The organism is Pseudomonas sp. MWU12-2020 (assembly GCF_023100605.1).
Taxonomy (GTDB): domain Bacteria; phylum Pseudomonadota; class Gammaproteobacteria; order Pseudomonadales; family Pseudomonadaceae; genus Aquipseudomonas; species Aquipseudomonas fluorescens_H.
Map to the genome: position 1 here is coordinate 74013 of NZ_JALMEX010000014.1, position 21309 is coordinate 95321.

20 protein-coding genes are annotated in these 21309 nt (G+C 61.3%); 15 read left to right on the plus strand and 5 right to left on the minus strand.

The features are described from left to right. Nucleotides 1–4 precede the first annotated feature (4 nt). The 6 genes from murJ to ispH all read left to right on the plus strand — a co-directional run bounded on the left by murJ (nucleotide 5) and on the right by ispH (nucleotide 7538). Nucleotides 5–1543, plus strand: coding sequence for a murein biosynthesis integral membrane protein MurJ (murJ, locus tag M0814_RS25045; protein ID WP_103485413.1), 1539 nt, complete (start codon nucleotides 5–7; stop codon nucleotides 1541–1543). Nucleotides 1544–1672: 129 nt separating this feature from the next. Continuing rightward, nucleotides 1673–2611, plus strand: a complete 939-nt coding sequence (ribF, locus tag M0814_RS25050) for a bifunctional riboflavin kinase/FAD synthetase (RefSeq protein WP_003228347.1) — start codon at nucleotides 1673–1675, stop codon at nucleotides 2609–2611. Between the two features lie 13 nt (nucleotides 2612–2624). Further along, nucleotides 2625–5456 carry an isoleucine--tRNA ligase gene (gene ileS / locus M0814_RS25055; RefSeq protein WP_103485412.1) on the plus strand — a complete coding sequence of 944 codons (2832 nt, stop codon included), beginning with the start codon at nucleotides 2625–2627 and terminating at the stop codon, nucleotides 5454–5456. Beyond that, nucleotides 5449–5961, plus strand: coding sequence for a signal peptidase II (gene lspA / locus M0814_RS25060; protein ID WP_003228341.1), 513 nt, complete (start codon nucleotides 5449–5451; stop codon nucleotides 5959–5961). The genes ileS and lspA overlap by 8 nt, the downstream gene beginning before the upstream one ends. A 7-nt stretch (nucleotides 5962–5968) precedes the next feature. Further along, on the plus strand, nucleotides 5969–6406 hold the full coding sequence (gene fkpB, locus M0814_RS25065; protein ID WP_177416217.1) for an FKBP-type peptidyl-prolyl cis-trans isomerase: 438 nt from the start codon (nucleotides 5969–5971) through the stop codon (nucleotides 6404–6406). A gap of 187 nt (nucleotides 6407–6593) precedes the next feature. Beyond that, entirely contained in the window at nucleotides 6594–7538 is a 945-nt protein-coding gene (gene ispH / locus M0814_RS25070) for a 4-hydroxy-3-methylbut-2-enyl diphosphate reductase (protein ID WP_003228337.1), read from the plus strand. On the opposite strand, the gene M0814_RS25075 is transcribed toward ispH, so the two are convergent. Then, the gene (locus M0814_RS25075) at nucleotides 7495–8064 is read right to left on the minus strand and encodes a GspH/FimT family protein (RefSeq protein ID WP_103485410.1); all 570 of its coding nucleotides are present in this window, start codon (nucleotides 8062–8064) and stop codon (nucleotides 7495–7497) included. The genes ispH and M0814_RS25075 overlap by 44 nt on opposite strands. A 131-nt stretch (nucleotides 8065–8195) precedes the next feature. On the opposite strand from M0814_RS25075, the gene M0814_RS25080 reads away from it, so the two are divergent. The 7 genes from M0814_RS25080 to thiO are packed head-to-tail and all read left to right on the plus strand — an operon-like array spanning nucleotide 8196 to nucleotide 14967. After that, complete coding sequence (locus tag M0814_RS25080; protein ID WP_103485409.1) at nucleotides 8196–8669, plus strand: GspH/FimT family pseudopilin; 474 nt, start codon at nucleotides 8196–8198, stop codon at nucleotides 8667–8669. Beyond that, on the plus strand, nucleotides 8666–9115 hold the full coding sequence (gene pilV, locus M0814_RS25085; RefSeq protein ID WP_103485408.1) for a type IV pilus modification protein PilV: 450 nt from the start codon (nucleotides 8666–8668) through the stop codon (nucleotides 9113–9115). The genes M0814_RS25080 and pilV overlap by 4 nt, the downstream gene beginning before the upstream one ends. Then, the gene (locus M0814_RS25090; RefSeq protein ID WP_103485407.1) at nucleotides 9112–9825 is read left to right on the plus strand and encodes a prepilin-type N-terminal cleavage/methylation domain-containing protein; all 714 of its coding nucleotides are present in this window, start codon (nucleotides 9112–9114) and stop codon (nucleotides 9823–9825) included. Before pilV ends, M0814_RS25090 begins: the two co-directional genes overlap by 4 nt. Nucleotides 9826–9835: 10 nt before the next feature. Beyond that, nucleotides 9836–10315 (plus strand): PilX N-terminal domain-containing pilus assembly protein, encoded by a 480-nt coding sequence (locus M0814_RS25095; RefSeq protein ID WP_045122842.1) that lies wholly within the window; start codon nucleotides 9836–9838, stop codon nucleotides 10313–10315. Next, a complete protein-coding gene (locus M0814_RS25100) occupies nucleotides 10302–13391 on the plus strand; it encodes a PilC/PilY family type IV pilus protein (protein WP_103485406.1) in 3090 nt (1029 codons plus the stop codon). The genes M0814_RS25095 and M0814_RS25100 overlap by 14 nt, the downstream gene beginning before the upstream one ends. A gap of 15 nt (nucleotides 13392–13406) precedes the next feature. Then, a complete protein-coding gene (locus M0814_RS25105) occupies nucleotides 13407–13808 on the plus strand; it encodes a type IV pilin protein (protein WP_103485405.1) in 402 nt (133 codons plus the stop codon). 58 nt (nucleotides 13809–13866) lie between these two features. Continuing rightward, complete coding sequence (gene thiO, locus M0814_RS25110; RefSeq protein ID WP_103485404.1) at nucleotides 13867–14967, plus strand: glycine oxidase ThiO; 1101 nt, start codon at nucleotides 13867–13869, stop codon at nucleotides 14965–14967. Between the two features lie 132 nt (nucleotides 14968–15099). Here the strand turns inward: thiO and M0814_RS25115 are convergent, their stop codons facing one another. The 4 genes from M0814_RS25115 to M0814_RS25130 form a co-directional block, all read right to left on the minus strand. Beyond that, nucleotides 15100–16446 carry a sigma-54 dependent transcriptional regulator gene (locus M0814_RS25115; protein WP_103485402.1) on the minus strand — a complete coding sequence of 449 codons (1347 nt, stop codon included), beginning with the start codon at nucleotides 16444–16446 and terminating at the stop codon, nucleotides 15100–15102. Continuing rightward, nucleotides 16443–18032: an ATP-binding protein gene (locus M0814_RS25120; RefSeq protein ID WP_103485401.1), complete on the minus strand. Its 1590-nt coding sequence runs from the start codon at nucleotides 18030–18032 to the stop codon at nucleotides 16443–16445. The genes M0814_RS25115 and M0814_RS25120 overlap by 4 nt, the downstream gene beginning before the upstream one ends. Beyond that, nucleotides 18022–18255, minus strand: a complete 234-nt coding sequence (locus M0814_RS25125) for a PP0621 family protein (protein ID WP_045122641.1) — start codon at nucleotides 18253–18255, stop codon at nucleotides 18022–18024. Before M0814_RS25125 ends, M0814_RS25120 begins: the two co-directional genes overlap by 11 nt. A gap of 126 nt (nucleotides 18256–18381) precedes the next feature. After that, nucleotides 18382–19401: an outer membrane protein assembly factor BamD gene (locus M0814_RS25130; RefSeq protein WP_003228317.1), complete on the minus strand. Its 1020-nt coding sequence runs from the start codon at nucleotides 19399–19401 to the stop codon at nucleotides 18382–18384. Nucleotides 19402–19552: 151 nt separating this feature from the next. Between M0814_RS25130 and rluD the strand changes: the two genes are divergently transcribed. Together rluD and pgeF are read left to right on the plus strand one after the other, a co-directional pair. Beyond that, nucleotides 19553–20515, plus strand: a complete 963-nt coding sequence (gene rluD, locus M0814_RS25135) for a 23S rRNA pseudouridine(1911/1915/1917) synthase RluD (protein ID WP_003228314.1) — start codon at nucleotides 19553–19555, stop codon at nucleotides 20513–20515. Next, nucleotides 20512–21234: a peptidoglycan editing factor PgeF gene (pgeF, locus tag M0814_RS25140; RefSeq protein ID WP_103485400.1), complete on the plus strand. Its 723-nt coding sequence runs from the start codon at nucleotides 20512–20514 to the stop codon at nucleotides 21232–21234. Before rluD ends, pgeF begins: the two co-directional genes overlap by 4 nt. Nucleotides 21235–21309 lie beyond the last annotated feature (75 nt).

Below are 21309 nucleotides of genomic sequence, written 5' to 3' on the forward strand. Positions count from 1 at the left end.
CTCAATGAATCTGCTCAAATCGTTGGCCGCTGTCAGCTCTATCACGATGCTTTCCCGGATTCTGGGGTTCGTCCGTGACACGCTCATCGCTCGCACATTCGGCGCCGGAATGGCGACGGACGCCTTCTTCATCGCCTTCAAATTGCCCAACCTGCTGCGGCGAATCTTCGCCGAGGGCGCGTTTTCCCAAGCCTTCGTGCCAATTCTGGCGGAATACAAAAGTCAGCAGGGCGAAGAGGCGACCCGCACCTTCATTGCTTATGTCTCGGGCCTGCTGACCCTGGTGCTGGCGCTGGTCACAGCGCTGGGCATGATTGCCGCGCCGTGGGTGATCTGGGCCACCGCGCCAGGGTTTGCCGATACGCCAGAAAAATTCCAGCTCACCTCCGATCTGCTGCGGGTGACGTTCCCTTATATATTGCTGATCTCCCTGTCCTCGCTGGCCGGGGCAATCCTCAATACCTGGAACCGCTTTTCGGTGCCGGCCTTCGTGCCGACCCTGCTCAACGTCAGCATGATCGTGTTTTCGCTGTTCCTGACGCCGTATTTCGATCCGCCGGTCATGGCTCTGGGCTGGGCGGTGCTGGTCGGTGGTCTCGCGCAGTTGCTCTATCAACTGCCGCACCTGAAGAAGATCGGCATGCTGGTGCTGCCGCGCTTGAATCTGCGTGATACCGGCGTCTGGCGCGTAATGAAGCAGATGCTACCGGCGATCATCGGTGTCTCGGTCAGCCAGATTTCGCTGATCATCAACACCATTTTCGCCTCGTTCCTGGTGGCCGGTTCGGTGTCGTGGATGTATTACGCCGACCGTTTGATGGAATTGCCGTCCGGCGTGCTCGGCGTGGCATTGGGCACCATTTTGCTGCCGACGCTGGCCAAGACCTATGCGAGCAAGGATCGTCACGAATACTCGCGGATCCTCGACTGGGGCCTGCGCCTGTGCTTCGTGCTGGTGCTGCCGTGTGCGCTGGCGCTGGGGATTCTTGCCGAGCCACTGACCGTGTCGCTGTTCCAGTACGGCCAGTTCAGTGCGTTTGATGCGTCCATGACCCAGCGTGCGCTGATTGCCTATTCTGTCGGTCTGCTCGGGATTATCGTGATCAAAGTGCTGGCGCCGGGCTTTTACGCGCAACAGAACATCCGCACGCCGGTAAAAATCGCAATCTTCACCCTGATCGTCACTCAACTGTTCAACCTGGTGTTGATCGGCCCGCTGGCTCACGCCGGTCTGGCGCTGGCGATCAGTGCCGGTGCCTGCCTCAATGCCGGGCTGCTGTTCTATCAACTGCGCAAGCAAAAGATGTATCAGCCGCAACCGGGCTGGTACCTGTTCGGCTTCAAACTGGTGGTGGCGGTGGCGGTGATGTCGGCGGTGTTGCTGCTCGGTATGCATTTCATGCCGGCCTGGGATCAGGGGCACATGCTGGAGCGCTTCCTGCGACTGGGTGCGCTGGTGATTGCCGGTGTGGTGGCGTATTTCGGTATGTTGCTGCTGCTCGGTTTCCGCCTGCGTGACTTCAATCGCAAGGCTTTGAGCTGAGGTTTCAGCCTTTATCAACGGGCGCGGGCCGGCAGTTTTGTCGGCTCGATCACTTTGCGTTACGGTGTTGCCTGTCGTCGACCGTCGGGTGTGGTTATAATCGACCACTTTATGAGCAAGAAGCGCGTTATGCAGCTGGTTCGAGGCCTCCACAACTTGCGCCCCCAGCATCGGGGCTGCGTCGCCACTATTGGCAACTTTGACGGTGTTCACCGTGGTCACCAGGCTATCCTGGCCCGTCTGCGTGAGCGTGCGCTGGAGTTGGGCGTACCCAGCTGCGTGGTGATTTTCGAGCCGCAGCCACGGGAATTCTTTGCCCCGGAGACCGCGCCGGCCCGTCTGGCCCGCTTGCGTGACAAGCTGCAACTGCTGGCCGCCGAAGGCGTCGACCGGGTGCTGTGCCTGGCGTTCAACCAGCGCCTGAGCAAGCTCAGCGCCAGTGAATTCGTCGATACCATCCTGGTGGACGGTCTCGGCGTGCAGCATCTGGAGGTCGGTGACGATTTCCGCTTCGGCTGCGACCGCCTCGGCGATTTCGATTTCCTGCTGCAGGCCGGGCAGGTTCACGGTTTTACCGTGGAAGCCGCGCAAACCGTCGAGCTGGACGGCATTCGCGTCAGCAGCACCCAAGTGCGCAACGCGTTGGCCGCCGCCGATTTTGCCTTGGCCGAGCGCTTGCTTGGCCGCCCGTACCGGATCGCCGGTCGCGTGCTGCACGGTCAGAAACTGGCCCGGCAACTGGGTACGCCCACTGCCAATATTCAACTCAAGCGTCGTCGCGTGCCATTCACCGGGGTTTATCTGGTGGATGTGGACATCGACGGCAAGACCTGGCCCGGCGTCGCCAACATCGGCGTACGGCCTACGGTCCAAGGTGATGGCAAAGCCCACCTTGAAGTTCATCTACTGGATTTTGCCGGCGATCTGTATGACCGGCGTCTGACGGTGGTTTTCCACCAAAAGCTGCGTGAAGAGCAGCGTTTTGCCTCTCTGGAGGCACTGAAAACGGCGATCAACGCGGATGTCGCCGCCGCCCGTGCACTAGCCGCACCTAGCGCCCATCGCTAATGAAGAGCCTTAAATGACCGACTATAAAGCCACGCTAAACCTTCCGGACACCGCCTTCCCAATGAAGGCCGGCCTGCCACAGCGCGAACCGCAGATCCTGCAGCGCTGGGACAGTATTGGCCTGTACGGAAAGTTGCGCGAGATTGGCAAGGATCGTCCGAAGTTCGTCCTGCACGACGGCCCTCCGTACGCCAACGGCACGATCCACATCGGTCATGCGCTGAACAAGATTCTCAAGGACATGATCATCCGCTCGAAAACCCTGTCGGGTTTCGACGCGCCGTATGTTCCGGGTTGGGACTGCCACGGCCTGCCGATCGAGCACAAGGTTGAAGTGACCCACGGCAAGAACCTGGGCGCGGACAAGACCCGCGAGCTGTGCCGTGCCTACGCCACCGAGCAGATCGAAGGGCAGAAGACCGAGTTCATCCGCCTCGGCGTGCTGGGCGACTTCGCCAACCCGTACAAGACCATGAACTTCAAGAACGAGGCCGGTGAAATCCGCGCCCTCGCCGAAATCGTCAAGGGCGGTTTCGTGTTCAAGGGCCTCAAGCCGGTGAACTGGTGCTTCGATTGCGGTTCGGCGCTGGCCGAAGCCGAGGTCGAGTACGAGAACAAAAAGTCCTCGACCATCGACGTGGCCTTCCCGATCGCCGACGAAGCCAAACTGGCTGCCGCGTTCGGTCTGCCGTCGCTGAGCAAGCCTGCCTCGATCGTGATCTGGACCACCACCCCGTGGACCATCCCGGCCAACCAGGCACTGAACGTGCACCCGGAATTCAACTACGCCCTGGTCGATATCGGCGACAAGCTGCTGGTCCTGGCTGAAGAGCTGGTTGAATCCTGCCTGTCGCGTTACGGCGTTGAAGGCACCGTACTGGCCACCGCGCCGGGTTCGGCGCTGGAACTGATCAACTTCCGTCACCCGTTCTACGACCGTCTGTCGCCGGTGTACCTGGCCGACTACGTTGAACTGGGCGCCGGCACCGGTGTGGTTCACTCCGCCCCGGCCTACGGCGTGGACGACTTCGTGACCTGTAAGAAATACGGCATGGTCAACGACGAGATCCTCAACCCGGTGCAAAGCAACGGCGTCTACGTGCCGTCGCTGGAGTTCTTCGGCGGCCAGTTCATCTGGAAGGCCAACCCGGCCATCGTCGAAAAACTGACCGAAGTCGGTGCGCTGATGCACACCACCGTCATCGAACACAGCTACATGCACTGCTGGCGCCACAAGACCCCGCTGATCTACCGCGCCACCGCGCAGTGGTTCATCGGCATGGACAAAGAGCCGGTCAGCGGCGACACCTTGCGCGTGCGCTCGCTCAAAGCCATCGAAGAGACCAAGTTCGTTCCGGCCTGGGGCCAGGCGCGCCTGCACTCGATGATCGCCAACCGTCCGGACTGGTGCATCTCCCGTCAGCGTAACTGGGGCGTGCCGATCCCGTTCTTCCTCAACAAGGAAAGCGGCGAGCTGCACCCACGCACCGTCGAACTGATGGAAGAAGTCGCCAAGCGCGTTGAAGTCGAAGGCATCGAAGCCTGGTTCAAACTCGACGCCGCCGAACTGCTGGGCGATGAAGCGCCGCTGTACGACAAGATCAGCGACACCCTCGACGTCTGGTTCGACTCGGGCACCACTCACTGGCACGTATTGCGTGGTTCGCACCCGATGGGTCACGAGACCGGCCCACGCGCCGACCTGTACCTGGAAGGTTCCGACCAGCACCGCGGCTGGTTCCATTCGTCGCTGTTGACCGGTTGCGCCATCGACAACCACGCGCCGTACCGCGAACTGCTGACCCACGGCTTCACCGTCGACGAGTCCGGCCGCAAGATGTCCAAGTCGCTGGGCAACGTGATCGCGCCGCAGAAGGTCAACGACACTCTGGGCGCCGACATCATGCGTCTGTGGGTCGCGTCGACCGACTACTCTGGCGAAATGGCCGTGTCCGAGCAGATCCTGCAACGCAGCGCGGACGCCTATCGTCGCATCCGTAACACCGCGCGTTTCCTGCTTTCCAACCTGACCGGTTTCAACCCGGCCACCGACCTGCTGCCGGCTGAAGACATGCTCGCACTGGATCGCTGGGCGGTGGACCGTACTTTGCTGCTGCAACGCGAACTGCAAGAGCACTACGGCGAATACCGTTTCTGGAACGTTTACTCGAAGATCCACAACTTCTGCGTGCAGGAGCTGGGTGGTTTCTACCTCGACATCATCAAGGACCGCCAGTACACCACCGGCGCCGACAGCAAGGCACGTCGCTCGTGCCAGACCGCGCTGTTCCACATCTCCGAAGCGCTGGTGCGCTGGATCGCACCGATCCTCGCGTTTACTGCCGACGAGCTGTGGCAGTACCTGCCGGGCGAGCGCAACGAATCCGTCATGCTCAACACCTGGTACGAAGGTCTGACCGAGCTGCCGGAAGGCTTCGAGCTGGGTCGCGCCTACTGGGATCGCATCATGGAAGTGAAGGTGGCGGTCAACAAAGAGATGGAAATCCAGCGCGCGGCCAAAGCCGTCGGTGGCAACCTGCAAGCCGAAGTGACGCTGTTCGCCGAAGACGCGCTGAGCGCCGACCTGGCCAAGCTGAGCAACGAGCTGCGCTTTGTCCTGATCACCTCGACTGCCAGCGTGGCGCCTTTTGTTCAGGCACCTGCGGACGCGGTAGCCACCGAAGTCAGCGGCCTGAAACTGAAGATCGTCAAATCGGCCTTCCCGAAGTGCGCCCGTTGCTGGCACTGCCGTGAAGACGTCGGCGTGAACCCGGAGCATCCGGAAATCTGCGGTCGTTGCGTCGACAACATCAGCGGCGCCGGCGAGGTTCGTCACTATGCCTAATGCCGTTGGCCGTTTCGGACGGTTGAGCTGGCTCTGGTTGAGTTTGCTGGTTCTGGTCATCGACCAGGCCAGCAAGTTCTACTTCGAAAACAAGCTCGAAATGTTCCAGCAGATCGTGATCATTCCCGATTACTTCAGCTGGACGCTGGCCTACAACACCGGCGCTGCCTTCAGCTTCCTGGCCGACAGCTCCGGCTGGCAGCGCTGGCTGTTCGCCCTGATCGCGATTGTGGTCAGTGCGGTGCTGGTGGTCTGGCTCAAACGCCTGGGTCGCAACGAAACCTGGCTCGCCGTCGCTTTGGCGCTGGTGCTGGGCGGCGCGCTGGGCAATCTGTATGACCGCATCGCCCTGGGCCATGTGATCGACTTCATTCTGGTGCACTGGCAGAACCGCTGGTACTTCCCGGCGTTCAACTTCGCCGACAGCGCCATCACCGTCGGTGCGGTGATGCTGGCACTGGACATGTTCAAAAGTAAGAAAACCGGAGAAGCCGTTCATGACTGAACAGGTATTGGCTGAGCAACGCATCGGCCAGAACACGGAAGTCACTTTGCACTTTGCATTGCGCCTGGAGAACGGCGATACGGTCGACAGCACGTTCGACAAGGCCCCGGCGACCTTCAAGGTCGGCGACGGCAACCTGCTGCCGGGTTTCGAAGCGGCATTGTTCGGCTTCAAGGCCGGCGACAAGCGTACGCTGACCGTCGAGCCGGAAAACGCTTTCGGCCAGCCGAACCCGCAAAACGTACAGATCATCCCGCGCGCGCAGTTTGCCGACATGGAACTGTCGCCGGGTCTGCTGGTGATCTTCAACGATGCGGCCAATACTGAGCTGCCGGGTGTGGTGAAAGAATTCGACGACGCGCAAGTGACCGTCGACTTCAACCACCCGCTGGCGGGCAAAACGCTGACCTTTGACGTAGAGATCATCAACGTCAAAGCGATCTGAGTAACACCTCAGAACATTGTGGGAGCGGGCTTGCTCGCGAATGCTGACTGACATTCAACATAGAAGTTGTCTGACACACTGCTTTCGCGAGCAAGCCCGCTCCCACATTGGATTTTTGCTGGATTTGAGCAATGTGCTCGATCAGCAGGACGTAAATTTATTTCGCGCGCAAGACACGAGGCACAGCATGCAAATCAAACTCGCCAACCCCCGTGGCTTCTGCGCCGGCGTGGACCGGGCGATCGAAATCGTCAACCGCGCCCTGGAAGTCTTCGGGCCGCCGATCTACGTGCGTCATGAAGTGGTGCACAACAAGTTCGTGGTCGAAGACCTGCGCAGTCGTGGCGCGATCTTCGTCGAGGAACTGGATCAGGTGCCGGACGACGTCATCGTGATCTTCAGTGCCCACGGCGTTTCTCAGGCCGTGCGTAGCGAAGCCGCCGGTCGTGGCCTGAAAGTATTCGACGCCACCTGTCCGCTGGTTACCAAGGTACACATCGAAGTCGCCAAATACAGCCGCGACGGCCGTGAGTGCATCCTGATCGGCCACGCCGGTCACCCGGAAGTCGAAGGCACCATGGGCCAGTACGACGGCAGCAATGGCGGCGCGATCTACCTCGTCGAAGACGAAAAAGACGTGGCCGAACTGCAGGTGCGTAATCCGGAAAAACTGGCGTTCGTGACCCAGACCACCCTGTCGATGGACGATACCAGCCGCGTGATCGATGCCCTGCGCACACGTTTCCCGGCCATCGGTGGCCCGCGCAAGGACGACATCTGCTACGCCACGCAAAACCGTCAGGATGCGGTCAAGCAACTGGCCGACGAGTGCGACGTAGTGTTGGTGGTGGGCAGCCCGAACAGCTCCAACTCCAACCGTCTGCGTGAACTGGCCGAACGCATGGCCACGCCGGCCTACCTGATCGACGGCGCCGAAGACCTGCAGAAGAGCTGGTTCGAGGGGGTCGAGCGCATCGGCATCACCGCTGGTGCCTCCGCACCGGAAGTGTTGGTTCGCGGCGTGATCCAGCAGTTGCAAGCCTGGGGCGCGACGGGTGCCGATGAACTGGCCGGTCGCGAAGAGAACATCACCTTCTCGATGCCGAAAGAGCTGCGCGTCCGTTCGATCTGACGCTCTTCGCCTTCAGGCACAGCGCCTGCTCAGCCTTTGCGCTGGTCAGGCGCACCCGACCGGTTGCCGCCAGCACCACCTGGAGCCGGCTGACCGGCTCCTGTGCCGAGCAGAGATGTAACGTCCCTGCCTGAAATGCCCGCCCGGGCATCAGCGGTTGTCCCAGACTGCTGAAGCGCACATAACGACTGACCAGCCAATTGCCGACGATCGGTATTCGCCCGTCACTCGCGTGCTCCAGCAGCAGTGGGTTGCTGCTGTCCAGCGGCCCCTTGCCACTGATATCCAGAATGATCCGCCAGCCCTGACTCCAGTCGCCATTGATGCCATGGATCACCACGCTCTGATTGCGGGTGATGGCCTGTGTGCGGGCGTTGCGAATGCCCTCGAGCAGCGACCGGGCCGCCAGGTCGCGATGAGTCGATTCAGTGAAGGCCGCGAAGGCCGGACTGACCAGCGACAGAACAATTGCGCCAATCGCCAGTCCCATAAGCAATTCAATCAAACTGAAACCCTGTTGCGGCATGACGACTCCCTCCGTGGAGCATGAAGCCCGACGTGATCCATTTCTCCGGGCAGGGCAAATCAACCGACGCGGGCCGGTTGAATGTTCTAGCTTGTAGAAGCAGGTATAGCCGACGGCAACGGAGGGCATCGATGGATCATCGTACAAAAGGTTTCACGCTGCCCGAACTGTTGGCCGCGGTCGCCGTGCTGGTGATCCTCATCACCCTGGCGGTGCCGGGCTTCACCCGCTCGATCCAGAGCAGCAAGGCCGACACCGAAATGGGTGATCTGCAGCGCGCCATCAACTATGCACGGCTGGAGGCGATTGATCGCGGCGTGACCACACGCTTGCGCCCGAGCGCCGGCGGCAGCGTGTGGACCGGCGAATTGTCGGTCTACGACAGTACTGGCACTCCGGCCAATGTATTACGGGTTGTTCCAGCGATGAGCAGCGGCGCGACTCTGACGCTACCCTCAGGAGTGACCGCACTGGATTTCAATAATCTGGGCGGCCTGGCGGCGCCGTCGACGGCGGTGGCCATCAGTTATGTGCTGGGAACACAAAGCAGGACGCTGAACGTGTGTCTGAACGGACGAATTCAACTGGGTGGAAGTTGCGGATGAGGGCAGGGAGCACACAGACACAGGAGGGCATGTCGCTGATCGAGGTACTGGTCGCGTTGCTGATTCTGACCGTCGGCATATTGGGCGCGGCCGCCGTTCAAGTGAATGCGCTGAAGTACACCGACAGTTCCCGGATGACCAGTCAGGCGAGCTTCATCGCCTACGACATGATGGACCGCATCCGCGCCAATTCCGCTGCCGATTACACGGTCACGCCGCCGACCGCAGGCAACCTCAGCGTCGCCCGCGATCAGGATCTCTACGATTTCACCACCAACATCGTCAATTTCGGCGGGCCGACCGCCACCGGTACGATCACCCTCAATCAGCGGGTGTACACCATCACCATCAACTGGAATGACTCACGGGCGGCGAATGCCACCGGTACCACCCGCAGCTTCGTCCTGACCAGCCGTGCCACGGTCGATCCGGTGGCCGGCCCATGAAGCACGCCAACCGGGGTTTCGGCCTGATCGAAATGCTCATCGCCCTGGCGCTCGGGCTGATCATCGTGCTGGGTGTGGTGCAGACGTTCCTCGCGGCCAAGAACACTTACGTCAGCCAGAACACCGCTGCCGCCATGCAGGAAGACGCACGTTTTGTCCTGAGCAAGATGATTCAGGAACTGCGTATGGTCGGCATGTTCGGCTGCCTGGGCACGATTACTGACGCGAGCTCGGCAGGGGATTTCAACGCGGCGCAGATCACCCCGATCAGTTGGGACAACAGCAACCTCAAGCTGACCCTGGTCACTGCCGATGTCGGTGGCAATGGTGGTACGCCAACCTGGACGGTGGTCTCCGATTGCCGCAACAGCGCCACGGCCTATACCGGGTTGCGGGCGGCGGCGAGCGGGCAGATCGCCTTTCCGATCCGCCGCTTGATCTACAGCTTCAGCAACAACCAGATTCTCATGGGCACCGGCAGCGGCACCCCGACCCAGCAGGTGCTGGTGAACAATGTCAGTGCGTTCAACGTCATGTTCGGTCTGGCGACGTCCGCCACCGATGTCGCGGCGTCCTCCTACAGCGCCAACCCCAGTGACCCGGCGCGCATCCGCAGTGTGCGTCTGAGTCTGACCCTCACCGACCCGAACAACCGGGTGGCCAATCAAACCTTCAACGTGGTTGCCGCTTTGCGCAACCGCTTGCAGTGAGGCCGGAATGATGAGGATCACGTTCAACCAGAGGCAAACCCAGCGCGGCATGGTGTTGCTGGTCAGTCTGGTGTTTCTGTTGCTGCTGACCTTGATCGGGCTGTCCTCGATGCAGAGTGCCAACCTGCAGGAGAAAATGGCCGGCAGTGTCAGCCTGCGCAATCAGTCGTTCCAGACCGCTGAGGCGGCGTTGCGCATCGGCGAGAGTGCGGTACAACTCGACAGTTATTCGCTGGCGGTGTGTGCCAGCGCCACGCAATGTGCGCCGCCAGCGGAGTCCTCGGTGGTCAGCGCGGCGGGGCTCAACTCGACCTCGGGGGTGACGTGGGTCGCCGCAGGTAACGGCTTCTATGGTGTGCAGAACATCGGTACCACGCTGACGGCGGTGAACGTGCCTAGCAACACCTCGGCGACCTTGTACCGAGTGACCGCAGTCGGCATCGCCGGTACTTCGCGCAGTGTGGTGGAGAGTGTCTATGCGAAGTATTGAGCGCTGCCGGACGTTGCTGGCCGGCATGCTGCTGAGCTTTTATCTGGCAGCGCCGGCTTATGCGTTCACGCCTTCCGACTCGCCGCTGCTGAGTGCCGCTGCGGTACCGCCCAACGTGATGTTGCTGATCGACGATTCCGGCAGCATGAACAGCATCATTTACGCGGCGGGATTCGATCCGACCGTCACGCGTACACCGGCGCGGCAATGCAATGCCTTTCTTGGGCTGTGCTCGGCACTGAATGCGCCAGCGATTACCGGTGATCCGGTGTTTTTATCGAGTCTGCCGACCTCTGGCTGTTCCGGCGGCGCCTTTGCCTTCTACAACAACAGCATTGCGCCGCTGTGCCTGAAGCTGCCTGACCCGGTGGGCGGTGGTAACACCCGCTACACGGGGGATTACATCGCCTACGTGGTCGGGCTGGCGATCAACAATGGCACGCGCGACTTCACCACCGGGGCGATTCCCAACGACTATCGGATCAACGTCGCGCGCAACGTGTCCACCGCACTGGTCACCAGCAACCGTAACTTGCGCATGGGCCTGTCGACCTTCAACCCGGTGACCAGCAACAACCCCGGGAACGGCGGATACATCGCTCGTTCCATCAGTGATCTGTCGCCGGTCTCCGGCAGCGTGACCCAGGCGCAGGCCGACGCCAACTACAATGCGTTGATTTCGGCGATCGGTGGTTTGGGGGCCGTGGCCAACACGCCATTGGCGGAAACCTATTACGAAATCACCCGGTACATGCGCGGCATGACGCCGTACTACAACAGCACACCCACCACTTACACCAGTCCGATCCAGTACCGCTGCCAGAAGAACTATGGCGTAGTGATCACCGACGGCCTTCCGACGTATGACCGCACGTTTCCCACCAATGACCCGTTGGGCGGAAGTCGCTTGCCGAACTGGGACGGCATCAACAATGACGGCAACAACCTCAATGGAGACAATGAAGGCGACACGCTGTATCTGGATGACATCGCCAAGTTCGCCTACGACATCGACATGCGTTCGACCGGCGTCGATGCGGCGGGCAAGAGCTGGAGTTCGGCGGATTTTCCCAAGCAGAACATGAACACCTACACCGTGGGGTTCACCGCGACCAACACGATGCTGTCGGACGCCGCCAGTTACGGGCAGGGCAAGTATTACCTGGCGAACGACAGTACCGGCCTCAACGCCGCACTGTCGTCGGCGTTGAGTGAAATCACGTCCAAGGCCGGCTCCGGCGGCAGCGGTGTCACCAGCGGCACCACGCTGGCCAGTGGCACCAGTTATTTCCAGACCAGTTACGACCCCAAGGACTGGCGCGGCACGATCAAATCCTTTGGCTTCACTTCGGCTGGCGCGGTGAACACCTCGGCAGTGTTGTGGACCACCGATACCACCATCGTGCCGGGCGCGACCGCACCGACCTATCAATCGTGGAACACCAGCAGCAATGCCGCCGTGGCTCTGGCCTACGGCAACTTTTCCGCGACCCAACAGACGACGCTCAGCCAGAGCCTGCCCACCGGCATCAGCGGCAGTGATCTGGTGGAGTGGAGCAAGGGCACCAACAAGACCGGGCTCAAGGTGCGCAGCGTGTTGCTCGGCGACATCATCAACTCGCCGCTGGTGCTGGCCTCGCCCAGCGACAAAACCGCCTCCGACCTGTCGGGCGACACCACCTACACCACTTACCTGACCACCAAAGCGGCGAACATGAATGCCAATCTGGTGGTGAACGCCAATGACGGTTTCGTCAACGTGATCAACTCGGCCAACGGCACTCGACGCTATGCCTACATGCCGTCCAGCGTGTTGCCGTCGCTGCGGCTGATTGCCGATCCGGCGTACATCAATGGCGTCAGCCACAAGTTTCTGGTGGACGGCCAGGTCGGGGTCTACGATCTTCAGTTCAACAGTGCCTGGAAAACCGTGGCCATCGGCGGCACCGGTGCCGGCGGCAAGACCTTCTACGCGCTGCAGCTGTTCGACGCGTCCGCGGGCAATGTGCTCAATGCCCTGTGGGAAGTCAGTGCACCTGCCACGGCGAACACTGCCAACGTATTCAATGATCTGGGTTACGCCTATGCCCGGCCGGAAGTGGCACGCTTGGCCGATGGTCGCTGGGCGGCGTTCATTGCCAATGGTTATGGCAGCAACTCCGGAGTGGCGGCTTTGTATGTGCTGGATGTGCGTGACGGTTCGTTGATCAAGAAGATCGTCATCGACAGCACTGAAACCACCAATGGTTTGTCGTCGGTGAAGCTCAAGGTCAATTCGTTGAACGTGGTGCAGGCCGCTTATGGCGGTGATCTGAAAGGGCGTCTGTGGAAATTCGATCTGAGCGCGACGTCGACCGACAGCTGGGGCGTGGCGTTTTCCGGCAAACCACTGTTCACTACGGCAGGCGGGGCGACTCAGCCGATCACCGCGCAGCCGCTGCTGGCGGACAATTCGCTGGGGGGCAAACAGATCTTCGTCGGCACCGGCAAATTCAACGAGACCGCCGACAAGACCAACAAGGATTTGCAGGCGTTCTACTCGGTGTGGGACGCCGATGGTGGTTCCGGTCAGTTGACCGTCAGCAGCTTGCAGGCGCAAGCAGTGACCGGGGTGTTCTCCGGCAGCGCCGGACAGTTCATCACCACCAGCCAGAACGACACGACCTATCCGGCGGAGAAAGGCTGGTATCTGCCGTTGGTGTACAACAACGTGCTGACCGGCGAGCGGGTGATCAATCAGGCCAGTCTGGTGCTCGGGCGCATCGTGTTTACCACCGCCAGTGTCGATACCACCGACCCGTGTGCCAGTTTCGGCACCGGCAAACTGGTCGAACTGGATGCGTTCAGCGGTAAGATGCTCAACTACGCGGTGCTCGACACCAACGCCGATGGCGTGGTCGACAGCAACGACACGATTTCCAGCGGCGTGGTGTTCACCGGCGGAATTCCGACCCTGAACGCCATCGTCAATGGCGCGACCCGCAAGATCGTCAACGATTCCAGTGGCACCGTGACCACGCTGGTGGAAAAACCCGGTGGCGGCAGCCGTCGTATCATGTGGCGACAAATACAGTAAGTGAGAGTTTGAGGCATGCGCAGATTCAACCGGGGCTTCACCCTGATCGAAATCATGATCGTGATTGCGATCATCGGGATCATCATCACCATCGCCGCACCCAGCTACACCGAATACCTGAAAAAGGGCCGCCGCGCCGAAGTGGTGTCGCTGCTCTCGGAACAGGCGCAGATCCTCGAGCGCTTTTACACCAAGAACAATGTTTATACCGGCATCACCGGTCTGAGCACGGGCAATGATTTCTACACCATCACCCCGACCATCGCTGACCAGACCTTCCTGCTGACGGCCACCCGTAATGCTGGCACGACCATGGCCACCGACAAGTGCGGGGATTTCACCCTGACCAACACTGGCGTCAGAAGTATGAACAACGCAACCACCGGGCTGACCACCAAGGATTGCTGGGGCCGCTGAGGTACCTTCTTAAGGGCGCCTTTTTGCGCCCACTGTCTTTTTTACGGTTGGATCAAACATGACCAGGCAACAGCAAGTGGTGATTGTCGGTGGCGGGGTGATTGGCCTGCTGACCGCCTACAACCTCGCCTCAGAAGTGCGCAGCGTGGTGCTGCTGGATCGTTCGAATGTCGGTCAGGAGTCGTCCTGGGCCGGCGGCGGTATCGTTTCGCCGCTGTACCCGTGGCGCTATAGCCCGGCAGTCACCGCGCTGGCGCATTGGTCGCAGGATTTTTATCCACAGCTCGGCGAGCGGCTGTTTGCCGATACCGGGGTTGATCCCGAAGTGCACACCACAGGCCTGTACTGGCTGGATCTGGATGATGAAGCCGAGGCACTGGCCTGGGCCGAGCGGGAAAACCGTCCGCTGCGGGCTGTGGATATTTCGGCGGCGCACCACGCGGTGCCGGTGCTGGGTGGCGGATTCTCCCGGGCGATCTACATGGCCGATGTGGCCAATGTGCGTAACCCGCGTCTGGTGAAATCGTTGAAAGCCGCTTTGCTGGAGCTGCCGAACGTGACCATCCACGAGCAATGCGAAGTCAGCGGGTTTGTTCGCGAAGGGGAGCGAGTGGTTGGCGTCGAGACGTCCAAAGGCCTGATCCGCGGTGAGCAGATCGTGCTGACGGCCGGAGCATGGAGCGGTGATCTGCTCAAAACATTGGATCTGACGCTGCCGGTCGAGCCGGTCAAGGGCCAGATGATTCTCTACAAGTGTGCAGCGGATTTCCTGCCGAGCATGGTGCTGGCCAAGGGGCGTTATGCGATTCCGCGTCGCGACGGGCACATTCTGATCGGCAGTACGCTGGAGCACGAAGGCTACGACAAGACGCCGACCGATGTCGCGCTGGAGAGCCTCAAGGCTTCGGCGGTCGAGCTGCTGCCGGCGCTGGCGGATGCCGAAGTGGTGGGGCACTGGGCCGGTTTGCGTCCGGGCTCGCCTGAGGGGATTCCGTATATTGGCCGGGTGCCGGGGTTTGAGGGTTTGTGGCTGAACTGCGGGCATTACCGCAACGGGCTGGTGCTGGCGCCGGCGTCATGTCAGTTGTTTGCCGATGTGATGCTGGGGCGTGCGCCGATTATTGATCCGGCGCCGTATGCGCCTGAAGGTCGCATTTAGTCAGATTTTTCTCTGCTGGCTGGCAGACCGCTTTCGCGGGCAAGCCCGCTCCCACATTGGATCTGCGGTGAACACAAATTGTGTGAACAACCGAGATCTATTGTGGGAGCGGGCTTGCTCGCGAAGGGGCCCTCAATCCAGGCCCAGTTTCTTCAGCCGATAACGCATCGACCTGAACGACAGACTCAACCGCTGCGCCGCCGCCGTACGATTCCAGCGCGTTTCCTCCAGCGCCTGCAGGATCAGCTTGCGCTCGACGTTCTCCAGATAATCCTCAAGGTTATCGACCTGCGTCAGGTCGGCAACACCGCCCTCGACCGTGCAATTACCTTCACTGAGACGCAGATCTGCGGCCTCGATCAACTGGTTTTCACACAGCGTGTGCGCCCGTTCAAGGACGTTTTCCAGCTCCCGCACATTCCCCGGAAAACGGTAACTCTTCAGCGCCTCAAGCGCCTGCGGGTGCAAACGAGCCGCTGCGCGGCCGCTGCCTGCCGCCAGACGCTGGAGCATGTGCGCCGCCAGCACTTCGATGTCATCGCGCCGTTCGCGCAGGGATGGCACGCGCAGTTCGATCACGTTCAAGCGGTAATACAGGTCCTGGCGAAAACGCCCGGCGGCGACCTCGGCGTCGAGATCCTTGTGGGTGGCGCAAAGAATGCGCACATCGACCACCGTTTCCTGCTGGCCGCCGACGCTGCGCACGGCTTTCTCCTGAATCGCCCGCAGCAATTTCACTTGCATCGACAGCGGCAGGTCCGCCACTTCGTCGAGAAACAGGGTGCCGCCGTGTGCGGCCTGAAACAGCCCAGGTTTGTCCTCCACTGCGCCGGTGAAGCTGCCTTTGCGATGACCGAAAAATTCGCTTTCCATTAGCTCCGACGGAATCGCCCCGCAATTGACCGGCACGAACGGCTTGCCGGCGCGTGGCCCCTGTTCGTGGATCAGCCGCGCGACCAGTTCTTTGCCGCTGCCCGATTCTCCACTGATGTAGACCGGTGCCTGACTGCGCGCCAGTTTGTCGATCTGTTTGCGCAGATTGCGCATCGGTGGTGAGTCACCGAGCAGGCGCCGGTCGATCGAGGTGACGCTGCCTCCGGCTGCCGGCATGCGCAACGCAGTGCTGACCAGTTCGCGCAGGCGCGTCAGATCAACCGGCTTGGTCAGGAAGTCGAAGGCCCCGGCCTTCAAGGCGTTGATCGCCGTTTCCAGACTGCCGTACGCGGTGATCATCGCCACCGGCAGTTGTGGATAACGTTGCTGGATGTGCTGCACCAGGTCCAGTCCCGTGCCGTCGGGCAGGCGCATGTCGGTCAGGCACAGGTCGAAGGTGTTGTTGTGCAACAGCGCCTGGGCTTCGCCGAGGTTGCGTGCACTTAGAGTGTCGAGTTTCATCCGACCCAGGGTGATTTCCAGGAGTTCGCGGATATCCGGCTCGTCATCGACGATAAGGATTTTTTGCCGTGGGCTCGTGTTCAACTTTGTTTCCGTCCGTGAGCAAAGGTGATGCGAAAGCAGCCGCCGCCTTGGCGTGGTTTGAAGTCTAGGCGCGCCTGGTTGCTTTCGCACAGCTCACGGGACAGATAAAGCCCAAGGCCGGTGCCCTGGCTACTGGTGGTGAAGAACGGCTCGAACAGATCGGCCTGCTGATCGGGTGGTACACCGGGGCCGTTGTCCTGTACTTCGAGCACCGCCAGCTGGCTGTCGGGGTCGATGAACAGTGCCAGCCAGACCTCGGCCTGCTCGTGCAGCAGGGCGCTGTGCCGCCAGCCGTTGCGTAACAGATTGTCGAGAATTTGCGTGAGCTGGTCGGGGTCCATCAATGTGATGAAGTCCCCGGAGTTGATCCGCAAATGAATCGACTGGCGCTCAGTCGCCTGTTCGCGGCTCTCGCAGACGAAGCGTTCCAGCCACGGTTTGAGATCCAGGCGTTGCGGAGCGCTCTGCTGGCGGCGCGACAGTTGCAGGACGTTTTCGATGACTCGGTTCATGCGCTGGGAGTGGTCTTGGATGATCTGCGTCAGACGCCGATCCGCGCCATCGAGTTCCTCGGACTCACCCAATAGCTGCGCGGCGTGACTGATGGCGCCCAGCGGGTTACGGATTTCATGGGCGATGCCGGCGGTCAGGCGCCCGAGCGCGGCGAGCTTGAGTTGCTGGGCTTGCTGGGCGACTTGTGCAAGGTCTTCGAGAAACACCAGGGTTTGCTGGTTCGGACTCTGTGCGAGGGCGATGAAGTTCGGTTGCAGTTCCAGGCCGTTGCCGGGAATCTTCAGGCTCTGCGGGCGCAGGGTCGGGTTGCTCAGCCACAGTTGCAGACGCTCGACCAGTGCCGGCGAGTAGTCATCGATCAAATGCCCCTCAAGGTGCGACTGCGCCAGCAGGCTTTTCGCGCTGTGATTGGCCAGTTGCACCCGGCGCTGGTCATCGAGCACCAGGATGCCGGTGCGCATGCGCTGCAGAATCAGGGCGTTGAGGGCTTCGAGGCCGACCACTTCGCTGGCGCGCTGTTCGGCGAGGTTTTCGCTGACTTCCAGGCGCCGGACCAGACCCTGCACCAGCAGCGATGCGGCAAAACACAGGGCACCGAGGGTCCCGGCTTGCAGGTAATTGTTGGCGCTCAGGGGGTGGTTGAAACTCAGCAGGAAACTTGAACCAATGATACCGAGAGCGCTGATGGCGGCTATCAGCAAGCCGATGCGTCGGCGCAGCAGGGTGTTGGCGATCGCCACCGAGACAATCAGCAAGTTACCGATGGCGCTGGCCACGCCGCCCGCCGCGTAGAACAGGCCGCACAGCAAGAGCACATCGACCAGCGCCAGGGTGAACAGCTGCGCCGGGCGGCGGGTGTTTTCCAGAAACACCACCAGCAGAATGTTCAGCACCAGATACAACCAGCTGCCGCTGCGCAGCAGTTCGTCGTCGGCCGACGTCAGCAGGCGGTTGTCCATGTTGCTGGAGATCAGCAGCACCAGGGTGATGCCGACGCTTAAACGGTAGAGATGATAGAGGCGCAGCAGGCGCTGCGCCTGTTTACTGTCGGCGTTGGCGGCCTCAGCGATCACTGGTGCCTGGGCCTTGCTCAAGGTGAGCCTGGCTGCAATACCACTGTTGCTGAAGGTTCAGCGCGCGATCGCGCGGCAGGTGCACGCCGCAATGAGCGCAACGCACCATCGGCGCGGCGTCTTGCTCGCGGGGCGATTGGGCAGACGCGGAGGGCGCCTTGAATTTTCGCCACAGCCATACCGCAGCGAAAATCAGGACAATCCAGAACAGTAAACGAAGCATGATGGGCGGCTTTTCGGCTAATGATTCGGCAGTTTAGCCAAGGAGTCGCCAGGCGCACAGACTATTAACGCCCGGCAATGAAAAAGGGAGATCCGCAGATCTCCCTTTTTTGTGTACCCGGTGTGATCAGTCGAAGATGCCGAAAGTCATGTAGCTGAACCACGAGCGGTCGTCGTTGTTGCCGGCGGCTTCGTGAGTTTCTTCGATCACTTCGCCGTTTTCGTCTTTTGGCTTGAGCTCGTTCGGGATTGCGTCTTTTGCATCCTGGAACTGCTTCTGCACGTCCTGGTTGGCGCGGGTTTCTCCCGGCGGCAGCGGCGGACGCGACTCGATCAGGCCCAAAGTCGCCTTGCTCAGGAACGAACGGTTGTCGGCTTCGGCGACCGATGGCACGAACTGACCGTCCTTCAGGCTCGGGTGGTTCGGGTAGTTGAGCTTCAGGGTTTCCAGGCTGGTGGCGGCCAGCTCGTCCAGGTGCAGACGCTGGTAAGCCTCGGTCATCACCGCCAGGCCGTCGCCGACCGATGGGGTTTCCTGGAAGTTTTCCACTACATAACGACCACGGTTGGCGGCGGCGACGTAGGCCTGACGGGTCAGGTAGTAGTCGGCTACGTGGATTTCGTAGGCCGCCAGCAGGTTGCGCAGGTAGATCATGCGCTGCTTGGCGTCCGGCGCGTAGCGGCTGTTCGGGTAGCGGCTGGTCAGCTGCGCGAACTCGTTGTACGAGTCGCGGGCAGCGCCCGGGTCACGCTTGGTCATGTCCAGCGGCAGGAAGCGCGCCAGCAGGCCGACGTCCTGGTCGAAAGAGGTCAGACCCTTGAGGTAATACGCGTAATCCACGTTCGGATGCTGCGGATGCAAACGAATGAAACGCTCGGCGGCGGACTTTGCAGCTTCCGGCTCGGCGTTCTTGTAGTTGGCGTAGATCAACTCCAGCTGTGCCTGATCGGCGTAGCGACCGAACGGATAACGCGACTCCAGGGCCTTCAGCTTGGCTGTGGCGCTGGTGTAGCTGTTGTTGTCCAGGTCAGTCTGAGCCTGCTGATACAGCTCGGCTTCGCTGAGGTTTTCGTCTACGACTTCCTTCGATGAGCAAGCAGCGGTCAATGCGAGGATGGCGATCAGCAGCAGGTGTTTCACTTGCATGGCGGCTTGCGTCCCTATGACGGCCGCTGTCTTGGGCGGGGCCGTCCTGTTATGATGAGCGCCCCGTTGAAAAGCCTCGGGGCAAAAGACGCCGTATTTAACCACAAGCGCGCAGCCGAAACCAAAGGCTGTGCCGACGCCCAGTCAGAGCATGTCCGATAAAATTGAACTTCGCGCAGAGGTGCCGTCCGATTTGGGCGGCCAACGCCTCGATCAAGTCGCCGCCCAACTCTTCGCTGAGCACTCACGCTCGCGCCTTTCCGCCTGGATCAAAGAAGGTCGCCTGACTGTGGACGGGGCGGTCATCCGCCCGCGCGACATCGTTCATGGCGGTGCCATCCTTGAGCTGACTGCCGAGCAGGAAGCCCAGGGCGAGTGGATCGCCCAGGACATCGAACTCGACATCGTCTATGAAGATGACGACATCCTGGTGATCAACAAGCCTGCGGGCCTGGTGGTGCACCCGGCTGCCGGCCACGCCGATGGCACCTTGCTCAACGCCTTGCTGCACCACGTGCCGGACATCATCAATGTCCCGCGCGCCGGTATCGTGCATCGCCTGGACAAGGACACCACCGGTCTGATGGTGGTGGCCAAGACCATTCAGGCGCAGACCAAGCTCGTTGCCCAGCTGCAAAGCCGCAGCGTCAGCCGGATCTACGAGTGCATCGTGATCGGTGTCGTGACCGCCGGGGGCAAGATCAACGCCCCGATCGGCCGTCACGGCCAGCAGCGCCAACGCATGGCAGTGATGGAAGGCGGCAAGCCGGCCGTCAGTCACTACCGCGTGCTGGAGCGTTTCCGTTCGCACACGCACGTGCGGGTCAAACTGGAAACCGGCCGGACTCACCAGATCCGTGTGCACATGTCGCACATCAACTTCCCGTTGGTCGGCGACCCGGCGTACGGCGGGCGTTTCCGTATTCCGCCGGCCGCGAACCCGACCATGGTCGAATCGCTCAAGCACTTCCCGCGTCAGGCATTGCACGCGCGCTTCCTTGAACTGGATCATCCGACCAGCGGTGAGCGCATGAGCTGGGAATCGCCGCTGCCGGAAGATTTCGTCTGGCTGCTGACCCTGCTCAAGCAGGATCGCGAGGCATTCGTCGGATGAACTGGCTGACGCCGGACTGGCCTGCGCCGGCCAGCGTCAGGGCCTGTGTCACCACCCGCGAGGGGGGTGTCAGCGAGGCGCCGTTCGACAGCCTCAATCTGGGCGATCACGTCGATGATCGCCCGGAAGCAGTAGCCGAGAATCGTCGGCGTCTGACCGAACACTTCTCGATCATGCCTGCCTGGTTGCAGCAAGTGCACGGAATTGACGTGGCTCATGCTGATCCGGGCGTGGTTGCCACCGCCGACGCCAGTTGGACGTCAACTCCCGGGGTTGCCTGCACGGCGATGACCGCGGATTGCCTGCCGGCATTGTTCTGCAACCGTGCCGGCACTCGCGTCGCGGCGGCCCATGCCGGCTGGCGCGGGTTGGCGGCGGGCGTACTTGAAGCCACCCTCGATCATCTCGACACCGCTGCGGCGGACGTGCTGGTCTGGCTCGGCCCGGCCATCGGGCCGAAAGCCTTCGAAGTCGGCCCGGAAGTACGCGAAGTTTTCGTCAATCAATTGCCCGGAGCGGCAGCCGCCTTCGTGCCCAGCCACAATGCTGGCAAGTTCATGGCTGACATTTATCTGCTGGCGCGCCTGCGTCTGGCTGAACGCGGTGTCACCGCGGTTTATGGCGGCGGTTTCTGCACCGTGACCGACCCGCGCTTCTTTTCTTACCGCCGTGCGTCGCGCACAGGTCGGTTCGCCTCCTTAATCTGGCTCACCCGCTAGACTGACTGATCTGCATCAACTGTCCGCCGCTTGAATCTCCCAGAATCGACCACATCTACAGTGGTATCTGGCAGG

Coding starts and splice junctions, on each gene's coding strand:
- murJ (WP_103485413.1), top strand. CDS start 5: ATGAATCTGCTCAAATCGTTGGCCGCTGTCAGCTCTATCACGATGCTT.
- ribF (WP_003228347.1), top strand. CDS start 1,673: ATGCAGCTGGTTCGAGGCCTCCACAACTTGCGCCCCCAGCATCGGGGC.
- ileS (WP_103485412.1), top strand. CDS start 2,625: ATGACCGACTATAAAGCCACGCTAAACCTTCCGGACACCGCCTTCCCA.
- lspA (WP_003228341.1), top strand. CDS start 5,449: ATGCCTAATGCCGTTGGCCGTTTCGGACGGTTGAGCTGGCTCTGGTTG.
- ispH (WP_003228337.1), top strand. CDS start 6,594: ATGCAAATCAAACTCGCCAACCCCCGTGGCTTCTGCGCCGGCGTGGAC.
- M0814_RS25075 (WP_103485410.1), bottom strand. CDS start 8,064: ATGCCGCAACAGGGTTTCAGTTTGATTGAATTGCTTATGGGACTGGCG.
- M0814_RS25080 (WP_103485409.1), top strand. CDS start 8,196: ATGGATCATCGTACAAAAGGTTTCACGCTGCCCGAACTGTTGGCCGCG.
- pilV (WP_103485408.1), top strand. CDS start 8,666: ATGAGGGCAGGGAGCACACAGACACAGGAGGGCATGTCGCTGATCGAG.
- M0814_RS25090 (WP_103485407.1), top strand. CDS start 9,112: ATGAAGCACGCCAACCGGGGTTTCGGCCTGATCGAAATGCTCATCGCC.
- M0814_RS25095 (WP_045122842.1), top strand. CDS start 9,836: ATGAGGATCACGTTCAACCAGAGGCAAACCCAGCGCGGCATGGTGTTG.
- M0814_RS25100 (WP_103485406.1), top strand. CDS start 10,302: ATGCGAAGTATTGAGCGCTGCCGGACGTTGCTGGCCGGCATGCTGCTG.
- M0814_RS25105 (WP_103485405.1), top strand. CDS start 13,407: ATGCGCAGATTCAACCGGGGCTTCACCCTGATCGAAATCATGATCGTG.
- thiO (WP_103485404.1), top strand. CDS start 13,867: ATGACCAGGCAACAGCAAGTGGTGATTGTCGGTGGCGGGGTGATTGGC.
- M0814_RS25125 (WP_045122641.1), bottom strand. CDS start 18,255: ATGCTTCGTTTACTGTTCTGGATTGTCCTGATTTTCGCTGCGGTATGG.
- M0814_RS25130 (WP_003228317.1), bottom strand. CDS start 19,401: ATGCAAGTGAAACACCTGCTGCTGATCGCCATCCTCGCATTGACCGCT.
- rluD (WP_003228314.1), top strand. CDS start 19,553: ATGTCCGATAAAATTGAACTTCGCGCAGAGGTGCCGTCCGATTTGGGC.
- pgeF (WP_103485400.1), top strand. CDS start 20,512: ATGAACTGGCTGACGCCGGACTGGCCTGCGCCGGCCAGCGTCAGGGCC.